Origin of the sequence: Marinomonas fungiae, assembly GCF_001418205.1 — a bacterium.
GTDB lineage: Bacteria > Pseudomonadota > Gammaproteobacteria > Pseudomonadales > Marinomonadaceae > Marinomonas > Marinomonas fungiae.
The window spans coordinates 20,382-32,698 of the sequence record NZ_LIQF01000014.1 but is presented as its reverse complement, the minus strand read 5'-3'; the positions used below and the strand labels follow the sequence as shown (position 1 = coordinate 32,698).

Below are 12,317 nucleotides of genomic sequence, written 5' to 3'. Positions count from 1 at the left end.
GTACACAATTTCATGTTTGAGCCACAGCAAGGATACATCGTCAGTCGTCACAGTAGTGATGTGAAGGGTCGTCTTGAGATCCATTACTATGTGAAGACTGACGCCGCCACCGTCAAAGTTTCGATTGCCAATCCAGAAACTCTGTTTTTTACCAATGCCCCAATGGAAGCTCTAGCGACCGATGTAGAAGGGGTGAAGTGTGAAGAAAGTCAGCTTAAATCCTTCTCCCATGAAGCGGTTTGTGTCGTTCGTTGCCAAAGCCTACTACTGCAACAGCAAATGGTGGCGATGGTCAAGAAACTGGGTTATTTGGTTTACGAAGAAGACATCAAGCCCGAAGATCGCTATTTAATGGAGCGACATATTCGTGGACAGGTCGCCTTTGTTGGCGTGCCGGATGCGTCAGGTATGAGTTTTAGTCAAGCCAAGCTGAAAGCAGGCGAGTATCAGCCTAACTGGCAAGTGTGGTCATTGGACATCGAAACTTCTGTATCCCGTAATGAGTTGCTGTCCATTGGCATCACTAGCGGTGAGCGCAAGGTTGTACTGGTCGTCTCACCGCAGTCCTCTCAAATTGAAAATGTCTATTGCTTTGCTGATGAGCGTAAACTGCTCATGGCATTTATCAAATTTGTACGCAAGCATTCTCCTGACATCATCATTGGCTGGAACGTCATCGGTTTTGATTTGATGTTTCTCGATCAGCGCTTTAGGTACTTAGGTATCAAGCCTGCTTTAGGGGTTCAAGGTGAGAATTGGCGCGTACGCGAAGCCAAAGACAGCGGTAAAGTTTTTGCATCGATTGCTGGGCGAGCGGTACTAGATGGCATCACCATGCTCAAGGTGGGTGGCTATCATTTCAACTCCTACAGTCTCAACAACGTTAGCAATGAGTTGTTGGACGAATCTAAGCTGCTAACCGGTGGTGATCGCTGGCAAGAGATCGAACGCATGCACCGTGAAGAGTTAGATAAGTTTGTCGCCTACAATCTACAAGACTGTGTCTTAGTTGAGCGTATTTTCGAAAAGCTTCAGTTGATAGAATTGCAGCAAACCCGTGTTGACCTCACTGGTATTCCCCTGTCACAAACTGGCGGCTCTGTGGCGTCGTTTGAGAATCTGTATTTACCACGCTTGCATCGTAAAGGTTGGGTGGCGCCAGCTTGGAGTGATGATAAGTTTGTCCCAAGCCCCGGCGGCTTTGTCATGAACTCACTGCCTGGGCTTTATAAAAATGTTTTGGTGTTCGACTTTAAAAGCCTATATCCAAGCATTATTCGCACATTCTATGTTGACCCTTTAGCACGTGTGGTAGCGCAGGCGTTGGCGCAGGACGAAGGTTTGGTACCAGGCTATCGCGGAGCATCTTTTCAACGTCAATTTGCGATTTTGCCTGAATTGGTTGCTGAGCTTGCTCAATCACGTGAAAGCGCCAAACGTAATGGTAATTCGATTTTAAGTTACGCCATCAAGATTATAATGAACTCCTTTTACGGTGTGCTCGGCTCACAAGTTTGCCGTTTTTATCATGCAGAATTGGCCAGCTCCATCACGATGCGCGGTCATGAATTGCTTGGAAGAAGCAAGCAATGGATGGAAGAGCGTGGCGCTAAAGTTATTTATGGTGATACGGACTCCTTGTTTATCACCTTGTCAGACTCGCTGTCTGAAGATGAAGCGTGGCGGGCTGGCAAAGAGTTGTGTGAGGTGGTTAACCAATGCTTGAGCGAGTGGTGCGGTGATTATGCGGATATCGACTCGCACTTAGAGCTTGAGTTTGAAACCTTATATACCCGTTTCTATATGCCGACTATTCGCGGTCAAGAAGAAGGTTCGAAAAAACGTTATGCGGGCTTAAGTAACGGCGAGATTGTCTTTAAAGGTTTGGAGGCTGCTCGCAGCGATTGGACACCTTTGGCGAAGCGGTTCCAGGTTGAGCTATTTGAGCATCTGTTTTTTGACTTAGATCTGGATAGTTATGTTTCTGAATTTGTTAGCGATTTACGACTAGGAAAGTTCGATCACGAGCTGATATATTCGAAGCAGTTAACACGCCCGCTGGCTAAGTACACCAAAACTCAGCCACCGCATGTTCGCGCAGCTAAGATGGCCGATGAGCTTCGTTATCAGCAAGGTCTGCCGCCAGAATATGATCGTGGTCGTAAGCGAGTGCAATATGTTTATACGCTCGCAGGTGTGATGCCATATCTGGGTGAAAGTGATTTAGACAATCTGGATTATCAGCATTATATAGATAAACAAGTTCTGCCGATCGCGGAAGGGGTTTTTCAAATGCTTCATTTGAATGTTGTTGATATACTGACCCCGCAGTATAACCTTTTGTGATGTATGGTAATTAGGGCTGGCGTGTGTAAGTCTAGCTAATGGGCCTGATCCATTAGCTTGCCGGTTTTACCGGCTACCACAACGTTAAGGAATGACAGTTGAGTAGAAGAGTATAAGCATGGTGACACCCCCGAAACGAGTTCTAACCCAAGACCGGTTACGTAGCGCAGTGCAAAATTTGCTTCTGGAAACAGATTGGACAGAAATTACTGTGCAAGATGTGTCGGTCAGCGCTGGCGTCAGTATTGGGACCTTTTATAATTACTATGACAGTAAAGATGAAGCGCTCGCCGATGTGCGTACTTGTCTGTCCGCATTGATTCAAAAAGACCTTAACAGCTTATTGCTGACCCAATCACGAGTGGAATGTCGCATTTCACTGTTGTTAAAGTATTTCGTAAATATTCTCAATGCTAAGCCAACTTGGGCGAACTATTTTTATCGTGCTGAAAACTTTTCAGAACGTATGGATGGCGGTTTAATGGCCTTGTTAGAGCCCTTGGTGTTAGAAGAAATGCTGTCGAATAAAGGGCGTGTGCACAACGCTAAAATAACCGCCTCTTTCATTGAAAATGGTTTTTTTCCATTGTTAAAGCAATATCATGCCAATGGTATGGCATTGCCCGATGGAGAAGCCTCTCAAATCGTGTTGTTGGCTTTATCGTCAATGGGCCTAAGTGGGGATCAATTAGAACAGGCATCCAGTTTAGTGTGTCCAGTGACGCCGTTGGCTGCATTGCCACAATCCATTTTTGAGCTGGAGAAGGCGCAAGCGGGCCATGTCTGATATTCAACTTTACGGTACCCTAGGTTGCCATTTGTGTGAGGATGCTGAAGTTTGGCTACAGCATTTTTTTCCTATGCTGCAATATGACAAGGTTGATATCGCCAGTGATGAACACTTGGTGACGCTTTATGGTTTGCGTATCCCTGTGTTACAGATCGGTGATGGTGTAATGGATTGGCCTTTTGATCCAAGCCAAGCCCAATCCTTACTTAATCAAGTCTCTTCGCCGCAGCCAGCAAAGCAACAAACGCCGCCAAAAGCGCGGCGAGTATTTATTCTAGGCGCTGAAAAATAACTGACGGGTATTGTCACTAGCTTGCGCAATGACTTCTTCTAATGCAATACCTTTTACCTCTGCCACGGCTTGCGCAATGTAAGGTAAAAATTTTGGATGGTTTCGCTTAGGGCGAGGACGAATGTTTCGCGGCAACAAATAAGGCGCGTCGGTTTCTAGTAGCAGTCGATCTAAAGGCAAGTACGCTAAAGCCTCGACCAGTTCCTGATTGCGGCGCTCATCCAAGAGCCAGCCTGTAATGCCCACACTTAAACCTAAATCCAAATAGCTTTTCAGCTGATCTTTGTTGCCTGTAAAACAGTGAATCACCCCGCCTTTCGGAAGAGAAGCCTGTGCTAAACGCTGAGTTAACTCGGCAAAAGCATCCCGTTCATGTAGGTAGACGGGCTTTTGTGCTTTTTCTGCAACGATTAGCTGCGCTTCAAAAGCGCGAATTTGCTCATCTGGTGTGGAGTAATTACGATTAAAATCTAGCCCCATTTCCCCCACCGCCACTGCCTTAGGATCAGCCGCAAAGGCTTGGATCAGTTTGTCGCTGTCCTGAACGTCCCAGCTGGAAGCATGATGCGGATGACAACCTAGCGTGTAATGCATATCAGGATAGGGAGTACACAGGTCAGAAAGTAGATTGGCTTCTTGCATATTTGAGGCAATGCAGATGATGCCCTGAACACCTTCGTGTTGATAATCCTCACGAAACTGCTGCAAATTGTCTAAGTAAGAGGAATGATCTAAATTGACACCAATATCAAACATGCTGGCTCCAAGAATAGTTTATAACGCTAGTTTATCAATGACTGCGGCGGAATCAGAATGCTTTATTAGGGCTCAGGCTAATAAATCGACTAATTTGTTTATAGATCATGACTTAACGGTTTTGACCATCAAAAAATTACTGTTATGTTCGGGATAATTCACTATCATGATGATTATTGACCCCAGCGTTTAAAACTTAATATTGGAGAATGTTATGGCAGGAATGTTAGATGCGGTGGACCAGAGAACGCAGCTGGTAGGTGAAAACCGACTAGAGTTGCTGATGTTTCGTCTGGGTGGCATGCAACTATTTGCTATCAACGTCTTTAAAGTACAAGAAGTCGTGCAATTGCCACGTCTAAACTTAATGCCGCACCGCCATCCTTCTGTGGCGGGTGTAACGCATTTCCGTGGCCGCACCATTCCTGTTATTGATCTGTCTGAGTCCATTGGTCTGCGTCCAATCGATAAAGACAAGCCTTGTAACCTGATCGTCACTGAGTATAACAATACCGTGCAAGGGTTTATGGTGGGAGAAGTTGATCGCATCATCAATATGAATTGGAGCGATATTTTGCCGCCGCCAGATGGTACGGGGCGTCAGCATTATTTGACCGCGATCACACGTGTAAACGATCGTTTGGTGGAAATTATCGATGTTGAAAAAGTACTGGCGGAGATTTCGCCTTACGACACTCGTGTCTCTGACCACATCATCGACAAAGATCTTCTGTCGATGGCCAAAGGTCTAGAGGTCTTGGTGGTAGACGATTCTTCTGTGGGTCTAGCTCAGTGTAAATCAACGCTCGATCATCTAGGCATCAGTGTTCATTCGGCAACCGATGGTAAGCGTGGTCTTGATCTTCTTAAGAAGTGGGCAGCTGAAGGTGAAGATGTTCCGAATAAGCTTTTGATGTTGATTACGGACGCCGAAATGCCTGAAATGGATGGCTACCGTCTAACCCGAGAAATTCGTGAAGATCCTCGATTGAAAGATCTATACATCGTTCTGCATACTTCTTTGAGTGGTAGCTTTAACAAAGCCATGGTGCAAAAAGTAGGTTGTGACGATTTCTTATCAAAATTCCAACCTGATAAGCTTGCGACCATCATCCAAGATCGTATGCGCGCGGTAGTTGAATCCGAATAAGGCAACTGTAAAAACACCTTGAAGACCTCAAGGTGTTTCCTTTTATGTTATTACCTATCTATCTTTTTCTCGCATCCTTATGCGCTGCACTGGTCAATAAACGTTTGCGTATTGACCCTTTAATTGTGATCTTGCCGTGTGCTTTATTAGTCATAGACGACTTAACACTACTGCGCGATCTATTTGCTAGTCTGCTGCCTGTTATGTTGTTGTTTGCTTTGATGCAAGTTCTGCGGCATAGAGCGCACTTACAAGTGGAGAGCATTACTCGTTTAGGGGCGGGCTTGTCCCTTGGCGGCTTTATTGGTGTGCAGTTGTTATTTTTGTTGCCAATGAGCTTCACGGTCTTAGTTGCTTTACTAATCATTGTTTCTGTAACCCAAGTGTTGCTACTGCAGCGTGGGGGCTGGTCGTTAGATAAGATCCCAAATTCATTGAAAGTGTTGACCGGCATGATCATGGGGGCAGCGCAGTTTGTTAGTCTTAGTTCTGGTCTAGCCTGGCTGCAAGATAGGCAATCCAACAACCTGCTAGGTAATCGTTCTGCTTTATGGGCATTTTCTTTAGTGGGGGCGCTGATAGGCTTGCTGGCATTACCGTCAGACTTTGCATGGCAGGCGCTTTCTTTTCCCCATATGCTGGCCGCTTTATTAGGTGGTAATACGGGTCTTTTACTGCAGCAGCGTTTAACATCCAGTGCATTTGAATCCAAAGTACTGGATTGGATCGTATTGGCGATGTGTTTAAGTGTCTGGGGACACTTGTTGTTTAAACACGTTATTTTTTAACATAACGGAATGGCTATGAATCAGAAAAACAGTTTGATTGGGGTTCTTTTGATGAACCTTGGTACCCCCGAAGCGCCGACGCCTGCGGCGGTTAAAAAATACCTCAAAGAATTTCTGTCCGACCCTCGTGTGGTCGATGTCAATCCGCTTATTTGGAAGCCTATTTTAAACGGCATTATTTTGAATGTGCGCCCTAAAAAAGTGGCTAAAGTGTATCAAGAAGTGTGGATGGATGAAGGGTCGCCGTTATTGGTGCTCGGCCAGCGCTTGACCAAGAAATTGGATCAGGCTTTGAACCAAGACGGCCAACGTTTTGTTGTCACCATGGCCATGACCTATGGTCAGCCCAGTGTTGAAAGTGCAGCGAAGCTATTTCGTGAAAACAACGTTGAGCAGATTTTTGTGTTGCCCATGTATCCTCAATTTTCTCGTTCAACCACGGCGGCCGCTTACGATCGACTCATGGCATCATTGAAACGCTGCCCCCATTGGCCGGCTTTAAGCATGATGCAGGATTATGCCGACCATCCGATCTATATTGATGCTTTGGTAAAATCCATCAAAGCGCAATGGGACAAGCAAGGTGGTAAACGTCATCTAATGTTTTCCTATCATGGCGTACCGAAACGCTATGTTACAGAAGGTGATCCGTATCAACGTCGTTGTGAAGCTACTACGGCAGCTGTCGTTCAGCAACTAGGCCTAGGGGAAGATGACTATACCCATGCTTACCAATCCCGCTTTGGTCGCGAAGAATGGTTAAAACCCTATGCAGATGAGACTATTCGCGCTATGCCAAACAAAGGTATTAAAGAACTGAACATGATCAGCCCAGCGTTTGCGATTGATTGTATTGAAACCTTAGAAGAAATTGATATGCAGTTGCGAGAAGAGTTTGAAAGGGCTGGCGGTGAAAAATTTGATTACATCGCTGCATTAAATGACTCACCTGATCATGTCACTTTATACAAAGCCCTTGTTTTAGAAAACACCCAACACTGGATGAATTGATTTGCAAAAACCTATCCTGACCACCATTGCGTTTGACGCAGACGATACCCTTTGGCGTAACGAAGATGTGTTCTTAAGCACTCAGGAGTACTTTGTCCAAATGTTGGAATCGTACCATTCCCGCGAATACATTTTGGAGCGCCTCAATGAAGTGCAAATCGAGAACCTGTCAAACTTTGGCTACGGCATCAAAGGATTTACGCTGTCTCTGCTAGAAACTGCCATAGTGCTTACGGAAGGGCGTGTTACAGGCTATGAGATTCATGAGATCATCCAATTAGCCAAGCAAATGCTGGCGGCTCCAATTCAATTACTTCCCGGGATTGAGGCCCTGCTGAAGTCTCTACATGGTAAGTGCCAGTTAATGGTCATCACCAAAGGGGATTTGCTTGACCAAGAGGGGAAATTAGCTCGTTCAGGTTTGAGTGAATACTTCGATTGGTATGAAGTGGTAAGTAATAAGAAGACCGCTAATTACCAAAAAGTATTTGAGAGTCTGCAGTTAAATCCAAGTGAAGTGCTGATGATTGGTAATTCGATGCGCTCAGATGTCTTGCCGGTGTTAGATGCGGGGGCTCATGCTTTGCATGTGCCGTATCATACTACTTGGAGTCATGAGCAGGTGACGGAGGCAGAATTAGCGAATTATCCAATGATCCCAACCGTCCCTTCGGCTGAGGAAGTGGAGCAGTGGGTTAGGGCACATTTTTGCTTAAGTGGGGAAATCAAATGATGGGTGTAAAAAAATGCTTAGCGGTAGCAGGACTATTGGCGAGTACGATCATGATGCCTTTGCATGCCGAAGAAGAAAACGCTTGGGAAAATATCAAACAAACGGCTGCTAACGCAGCAGATAAAACCCGTGAAGTGGCAGGTGAAGTAGCCGAAAGAACTCGTGAAGTAGCTGGCGATGCGGTAGAGCGCAGTAAAGAAGTAGGCGAAGATATTGCTAACAGCAAGGCCTGGCAGAAAACCAAAGAAGTGGGTAATGCAACGGCTGAGGCGGCTAAAAATGGCGTTAACAAAGCTAAAGGCTACGTCAATTCTCATGCTTGCGACAAACAAGACAAGTTAAACTGCGAAGCGGAGTAACAAAGTTTGAGCCGTGATGACAGCCATGACACTAAGGCTAGGGCCGTTGACTCTTGGGAACAAGAGTTCCTAAATCAAGACGGCTCTGGTTACATAGGCACACCAAGTAAGCGTTATCGTTGCCCGAAATGTCATGGCGTCTTACAGCTCAAACAAGGGAAAAATGGTGCCTTTTGGGGCTGCGAAAATTACCCGAAATGCGATTACAGTGCCAACGATGAAGACGGACGTCCGGTTCGGCCAAAAAAATACTTTTGCCCATTATGTGGTGGTCAGCTGCGCAAGAAGACCCATAGTGGTAATACTTTTTGGGGCTGCAGCAACTACCCCGATTGTAAATTAACCCTAGAGGATGTGAGTGGCGAACCTTCCTCGTCACGCAAATATCCTTGTCGAGCATGTGGCCATTATTTGGTCCGAAAGAAAGGGGTGAAAGGGTATTTCTGGGGGTGTATCAAATACCCAGAATGCAAACATACATTGCCGGACGATAAGGGGCATCCTGTCCCCAAAAAACTTCGTTCGTCCGGCGATCAATAGTCCGATTAAAGTACACGACGATTAAGTTAAACTCTTGAGTGCTTCATCAATGGATTGATATTCAAACGTAAACTTCTGATTCATCAATGCCTGTGGCACCACATGCTGGCCTTTGGTCAGCAATTGACTCATGTCGCCGAGCAGTTTTTCAAGCACCACAGTGGGAGTGGGCAGCACAGTAGGACGGTTTAGGGCTTTACCATAGGCTTTGGCAAACTCGGCTTGGGTAATGGCTTGCGGTGACACAAGGTTATAAGTGCCTTGGTATTGTTCGTCTTGCATGGCTTGCAGAATAAAACGACACACATCGTGAATATGAATCCATGGGAAAAATTGTTTTCCGTTGCCGATTTTCCCCCCTAGTCCTAGCTTGAAAGGCCATTCCATTTTTGCCAAAGCGCCACCGTGACCAAGCACTACGCCTAGTCGAAAAATAGTGGTTCTTACACCAGCATCTTCAAAATGGTGTGCTTCTTGCTCCCATGCCGAACACAAGTGGTGAGTGAAACCACCATTTGGAGGCGTATCTTCAAGAAAGGTTTTGTACTCATCAAAACCATAGTATCCCACTGCCGAAGCGTTGAGTAACACGCTAGGTTTTTGTTTTAAGGCATTAAAAAGCTTGCGAGTAAATTGCACGCGACTATCAAACAGTTCTCGTTGGCGCTTCGCTGTCCAGCGTTTTGCAGCGATATTGGCACCAGCAAGATTGATTACCACATCAAAATAATGTTCGCCTAAGTCATCCATATGCAAGGTTTGCACGTATCGAGGAATAGCGTTTTGATGCTTATGAACCAATGCGAAGGACTCATGGCCTGCTGCGGTTAACAAAGGATAAAGATTGTTTGCGATAAAGCCGTTTGCTCCTGTCACTAAAACTTTCATTTGCGACTCCTAAACGTGAAGGTTTTTTAAGTTTACGACAAAAATTCAAAAATAGATCAAGAAGTTACTCCCAAATTACGCCCTTAAAGTCGGTAATCCCTTCTTTTTAAAAGGGTAAATCGCTAAAATATCCCACTTATGATAAAGGTAGACCCATGCAATTAGAGCAGTTTGACCATATTATTTTGTTAGCCCACGGCAGCAGCGATCCACGCTGGAAAGTGCCTTTTGAGCAGTTATTGGCAAGGGTCACTGGTGTCGTCTCAGAAGATAAGGTAACGTTGGCTTACATGGAATTGTGCACGCCTTCTATTGAAGACGTTTTGCAGCAACTTCCCTCTGAAACTGCCAACATCGCGGTGTATCCTTTGTTCTTTGCGCAAGGTCGTCATTTGCGAGTAGATGTACCCGAGCAGTTAGAGCAATTGAATACTGAGCAACGTACTTTGACGCTCCTGGATCCGATTGGTGATGACCCCGCTGTTGTCGCTGCCATGGAGAAAGCGATAATCTCTAAACTGACGTCAGAGTGATTTGAATTTCGTCAGTTTAAAAATAAAGAATGGATTGGTTCTGAATGCTATTCACCCATTTGCCCGATGAAATATTCCAAGCTCTATCGGGCTCCAACAAAGCGCTCATAGAAGCCGTATTGTTCGATCTGTCTGATGTGTTTTATGACCATGCAGAAGATCCTATTAAAGATAAATCCACCATCATTGAAGCGATAGAAGACTCGTTGCATAAGCTCGACACACTGGCTTGGCACGACGATCTTAAAGATGGCTTTGATTCGCCGAAAACCATTCATGAGTACGCGTTGCGTATCTATCACCGTTTGGTCAACACTGGCTGGTTGATTGAAGAGCAAGAGTTGTATCGTGTCAGCGTGCTGATGTCGCCTCAGGTCTCTATGCTGCTGCGCTCCTTGGTAGAAATTAGCCGTCACGGTAAGCGTAATTACGGTGCCACGGTACTAAGTATCTTGAGTAACCTTGAATCGGTTGCTAAGCATCCGCAAGAACGAGGTGTAACACTGAGTCAAACAGCGGAAGCGGCACGCGACTTCTCAGCGCATTTGAACCAAATTCTATTAGGCATTCGCAGTCTTCAACGTGAGCTGTTTAACAAACGTGAGCCAAAAGAGATCGTCGCAGGATTCTTTGATTTGTTTGTGGAAGGTATTTTGATTGCCGACTATAAAACCATCAAAACCAGCAATAACCCGTTTCGTTTTCGTCGTCAGATTTTAGAGCTGACTCAAAGCTTTCTCGCTGAAGCAAATTTGATGGGCAATATCGCCCAATGTTATGCCGATCAACAATTAATCTCGGTAGATAAAGCGTTAGCTGCGGTCGAAAAAGATTGTCGCGATATCATCCAAACCTTCACCACCATCGATCAGCGTTTGGATCGTATTGATGAGTACCGTTACCGCTTGGAAAAACGTGCCGCTGATACGGCCCGTTATATGGACTCTTCTCGTCCTGGCTTGGCTAACAAGGTGGCAGGCATCATTGCTGATGTCGCCAAGTTTGAAAAATTACCAATCTTGAAAAACATGGTCAGTGTTAAAGCGGTAGGGGTTGAATCTTGTGCCCAACCAGCGAAACGTCGTGAGCCACCACCGCCGCGAGTGATTACTCAGGTGGAGGTTTCGCAAGCGGCGATTGCCTTCCGTGACCGCCAACGTCGCTTCCATGAAGCGCGTCAGGTGAGTGTTGCCAAGCTACAAAGCTACCTTGATCGTCAGCTGTTAGAAAAGCCGGCGATGCATATTTTGGACTTCACCATCGAATCCGTAGAAGATTTTGTTTGTTTCGATCATTTACGTTACATCGGTTCTTTGGGCGTCAATGCCAAACGCATTGAGAAGTCGTTTGATGTTATTTTCACAGATCAATATATCAACGTTCACGAATTCGTCGAATGTCGAGAGTTTAATGTAGTGCGCAGGAGCAAATCTCATGCTTAGAGAATTAAAAAGGGTCGTAGAAGAGTCCGGTAAAGACCCGCAAGAGTTTCAGCAGACTGCGAACTATTTACTTGCCAATCAATTTGTCAGTGCTTTTAAGCACGGTCAACGTCGTCATTACTTATTGGTAGAGATGTATCAACAGTACTTTAGCAATCTGTTTGACGCGTTGGGTATGAAGCTTTACGTCAATGAGAACGAACGTCTAGCGGGTGTGTTGCCGGTTGAGCGTGAAGCCTTTGTCCGTTTGAAAACCGATGAAACGCTATTCCTATTGGTGATGCGTCAAATCTACGAAGAAAAAGTAGAGAACTTTGAAATCGACAACGGGTTCGTATCGACTAACTCTGTGGCTATTTTGGAACGCTACGTACAGTTGGTAAAACGCGAAATTCCAACAGAAACGCGCTTCAAAGATATCCTGACGCTGTTCAGCAAACAGGGGGTGATTATTCGTGGTAAAGCTTACGACGAAGACGCTAAGAACTTGATGATTAGCATTACTCCTGTAGTACGTTTGATTGTTACCGAAGCGTATTTACGTCAGCTTGAGTCTTTCAATGGCTCGGATCCTGATGAAGACGAAGTCATTGACGAACAAACAGAACAGGGTCTTGATGGTCAAGAGAATGGCAGCCAAGCGGCGGTTGACCCTGATCCAGAAACACAAGAAGAAGCGGTACAATAGG

The 12,317-nt window shown here is 45.5% G+C and carries 14 protein-coding genes; 12 read left to right on the top strand and 2 right to left on the bottom strand.

Features of this window, described 5'->3' with window-relative positions:
- Positions 1-12: 12 nt before the first annotated feature.
- The 3 genes from ASC49_RS16405 to ASC49_RS19665 all read left to right on the top strand — a co-directional run bounded on the left by ASC49_RS16405 (position 13) and on the right by ASC49_RS19665 (position 3,428).
- Positions 13-2,346 carry a DNA polymerase II gene (locus ASC49_RS16405; protein ID WP_055464329.1) on the top strand — a complete coding sequence of 778 codons (2,334 nt, stop codon included), beginning with the start codon at positions 13-15 and terminating at the stop codon, positions 2,344-2,346.
- Between the two features lie 118 nt (positions 2,347-2,464).
- Entirely contained in the window at positions 2,465-3,133 is a 669-nt protein-coding gene (locus ASC49_RS16400; RefSeq protein ID WP_055464328.1) for a TetR/AcrR family transcriptional regulator, read from the top strand.
- A complete protein-coding gene (locus ASC49_RS19665) occupies positions 3,126-3,428 on the top strand; it encodes a glutaredoxin family protein (RefSeq protein ID WP_072242156.1) in 303 nt (100 codons plus the stop codon). The genes ASC49_RS16400 and ASC49_RS19665 overlap by 8 nt, the downstream gene beginning before the upstream one ends.
- Here the strand turns inward: ASC49_RS19665 and ASC49_RS16390 are convergent.
- Complete coding sequence (locus tag ASC49_RS16390) at positions 3,411-4,184, bottom strand: TatD family hydrolase (protein ID WP_055464327.1); 774 nt, start codon at positions 4,182-4,184, stop codon at positions 3,411-3,413. The genes ASC49_RS19665 and ASC49_RS16390 overlap by 18 nt on opposite strands.
- A 214-nt stretch (positions 4,185-4,398) precedes the next feature.
- Between ASC49_RS16390 and ASC49_RS16385 the strand changes: the two genes are divergently transcribed.
- Genes ASC49_RS16385 through ASC49_RS19660 form a run of 6 tightly spaced genes read left to right on the top strand, consistent with a single transcriptional unit; the run spans position 4,399 to position 8,765 of the window.
- A complete protein-coding gene (locus ASC49_RS16385; RefSeq protein ID WP_055464326.1) occupies positions 4,399-5,334 on the top strand; it encodes a chemotaxis protein CheV in 936 nt (311 codons plus the stop codon).
- A 44-nt stretch (positions 5,335-5,378) separates the two neighbouring features.
- Complete coding sequence (locus ASC49_RS16380; protein WP_055464325.1) at positions 5,379-6,122, top strand: hypothetical protein; 744 nt, start codon at positions 5,379-5,381, stop codon at positions 6,120-6,122.
- Positions 6,123-6,137: 15 nt separating this feature from the next.
- A complete protein-coding gene (gene hemH, locus ASC49_RS16375; RefSeq protein WP_072242154.1) occupies positions 6,138-7,133 on the top strand; it encodes a ferrochelatase in 996 nt (331 codons plus the stop codon).
- 1 nt (position 7,134) lies between these two features.
- Positions 7,135-7,866, top strand: a complete 732-nt coding sequence (locus tag ASC49_RS16370; protein ID WP_245624745.1) for an HAD family hydrolase — start codon at positions 7,135-7,137, stop codon at positions 7,864-7,866.
- On the top strand, positions 7,863-8,225 hold the full coding sequence (locus ASC49_RS16365) for a hypothetical protein (protein WP_055464322.1): 363 nt from the start codon (positions 7,863-7,865) through the stop codon (positions 8,223-8,225). The genes ASC49_RS16370 and ASC49_RS16365 overlap by 4 nt, the downstream gene beginning before the upstream one ends.
- A gap of 6 nt (positions 8,226-8,231) precedes the next feature.
- Positions 8,232-8,765 carry a DNA topoisomerase family protein gene (locus ASC49_RS19660; RefSeq protein ID WP_072242153.1) on the top strand — a complete coding sequence of 178 codons (534 nt, stop codon included), beginning with the start codon at positions 8,232-8,234 and terminating at the stop codon, positions 8,763-8,765.
- Between the two features lie 21 nt (positions 8,766-8,786).
- Here ASC49_RS19660 and ASC49_RS16360 read toward each other — a convergent pair whose 3' ends face one another.
- Positions 8,787-9,653: a TIGR01777 family oxidoreductase gene (locus ASC49_RS16360; protein ID WP_055464321.1), complete on the bottom strand. Its 867-nt coding sequence runs from the start codon at positions 9,651-9,653 to the stop codon at positions 8,787-8,789.
- A 155-nt stretch (positions 9,654-9,808) separates the two neighbouring features.
- On the opposite strand from ASC49_RS16360, the gene ASC49_RS16355 reads away from it, so the two are divergent.
- Genes ASC49_RS16355 through ASC49_RS16345 form a run of 3 tightly spaced genes read left to right on the top strand, consistent with a single transcriptional unit; the run spans position 9,809 to position 12,316 of the window.
- Positions 9,809-10,186 (top strand): sirohydrochlorin chelatase, encoded by a 378-nt coding sequence (locus ASC49_RS16355; protein ID WP_055464320.1) that lies wholly within the window; start codon positions 9,809-9,811, stop codon positions 10,184-10,186.
- A 44-nt stretch (positions 10,187-10,230) separates the two neighbouring features.
- Positions 10,231-11,628 (top strand): Wadjet anti-phage system protein JetA family protein, encoded by a 1,398-nt coding sequence (locus tag ASC49_RS16350; protein ID WP_055464319.1) that lies wholly within the window; start codon positions 10,231-10,233, stop codon positions 11,626-11,628.
- Positions 11,621-12,316: a DUF4194 domain-containing protein gene (locus tag ASC49_RS16345; protein WP_082443864.1), complete on the top strand. Its 696-nt coding sequence runs from the start codon at positions 11,621-11,623 to the stop codon at positions 12,314-12,316. The genes ASC49_RS16350 and ASC49_RS16345 overlap by 8 nt, the downstream gene beginning before the upstream one ends.
- Position 12,317: the final 1 nt, after the last annotated feature.

Coding starts and splice junctions, on each gene's coding strand:
- ASC49_RS16405 (WP_055464329.1), top strand. CDS start 13: ATGTTTGAGCCACAGCAAGGATACATCGTCAGTCGTCACAGTAGTGAT.
- ASC49_RS16400 (WP_055464328.1), top strand. CDS start 2,465: ATGGTGACACCCCCGAAACGAGTTCTAACCCAAGACCGGTTACGTAGC.
- ASC49_RS19665 (WP_072242156.1), top strand. CDS start 3,126: ATGTCTGATATTCAACTTTACGGTACCCTAGGTTGCCATTTGTGTGAG.
- ASC49_RS16390 (WP_055464327.1), bottom strand. CDS start 4,184: ATGTTTGATATTGGTGTCAATTTAGATCATTCCTCTTACTTAGACAAT.
- ASC49_RS16385 (WP_055464326.1), top strand. CDS start 4,399: ATGGCAGGAATGTTAGATGCGGTGGACCAGAGAACGCAGCTGGTAGGT.
- ASC49_RS16380 (WP_055464325.1), top strand. CDS start 5,379: ATGTTATTACCTATCTATCTTTTTCTCGCATCCTTATGCGCTGCACTG.
- hemH (WP_072242154.1), top strand. CDS start 6,138: ATGAATCAGAAAAACAGTTTGATTGGGGTTCTTTTGATGAACCTTGGT.
- ASC49_RS16365 (WP_055464322.1), top strand. CDS start 7,863: ATGATGGGTGTAAAAAAATGCTTAGCGGTAGCAGGACTATTGGCGAGT.
- ASC49_RS16360 (WP_055464321.1), bottom strand. CDS start 9,653: ATGAAAGTTTTAGTGACAGGAGCAAACGGCTTTATCGCAAACAATCTT.
- ASC49_RS16355 (WP_055464320.1), top strand. CDS start 9,809: ATGCAATTAGAGCAGTTTGACCATATTATTTTGTTAGCCCACGGCAGC.
- ASC49_RS16350 (WP_055464319.1), top strand. CDS start 10,231: ATGCTATTCACCCATTTGCCCGATGAAATATTCCAAGCTCTATCGGGC.
- ASC49_RS16345 (WP_082443864.1), top strand. CDS start 11,621: ATGCTTAGAGAATTAAAAAGGGTCGTAGAAGAGTCCGGTAAAGACCCG.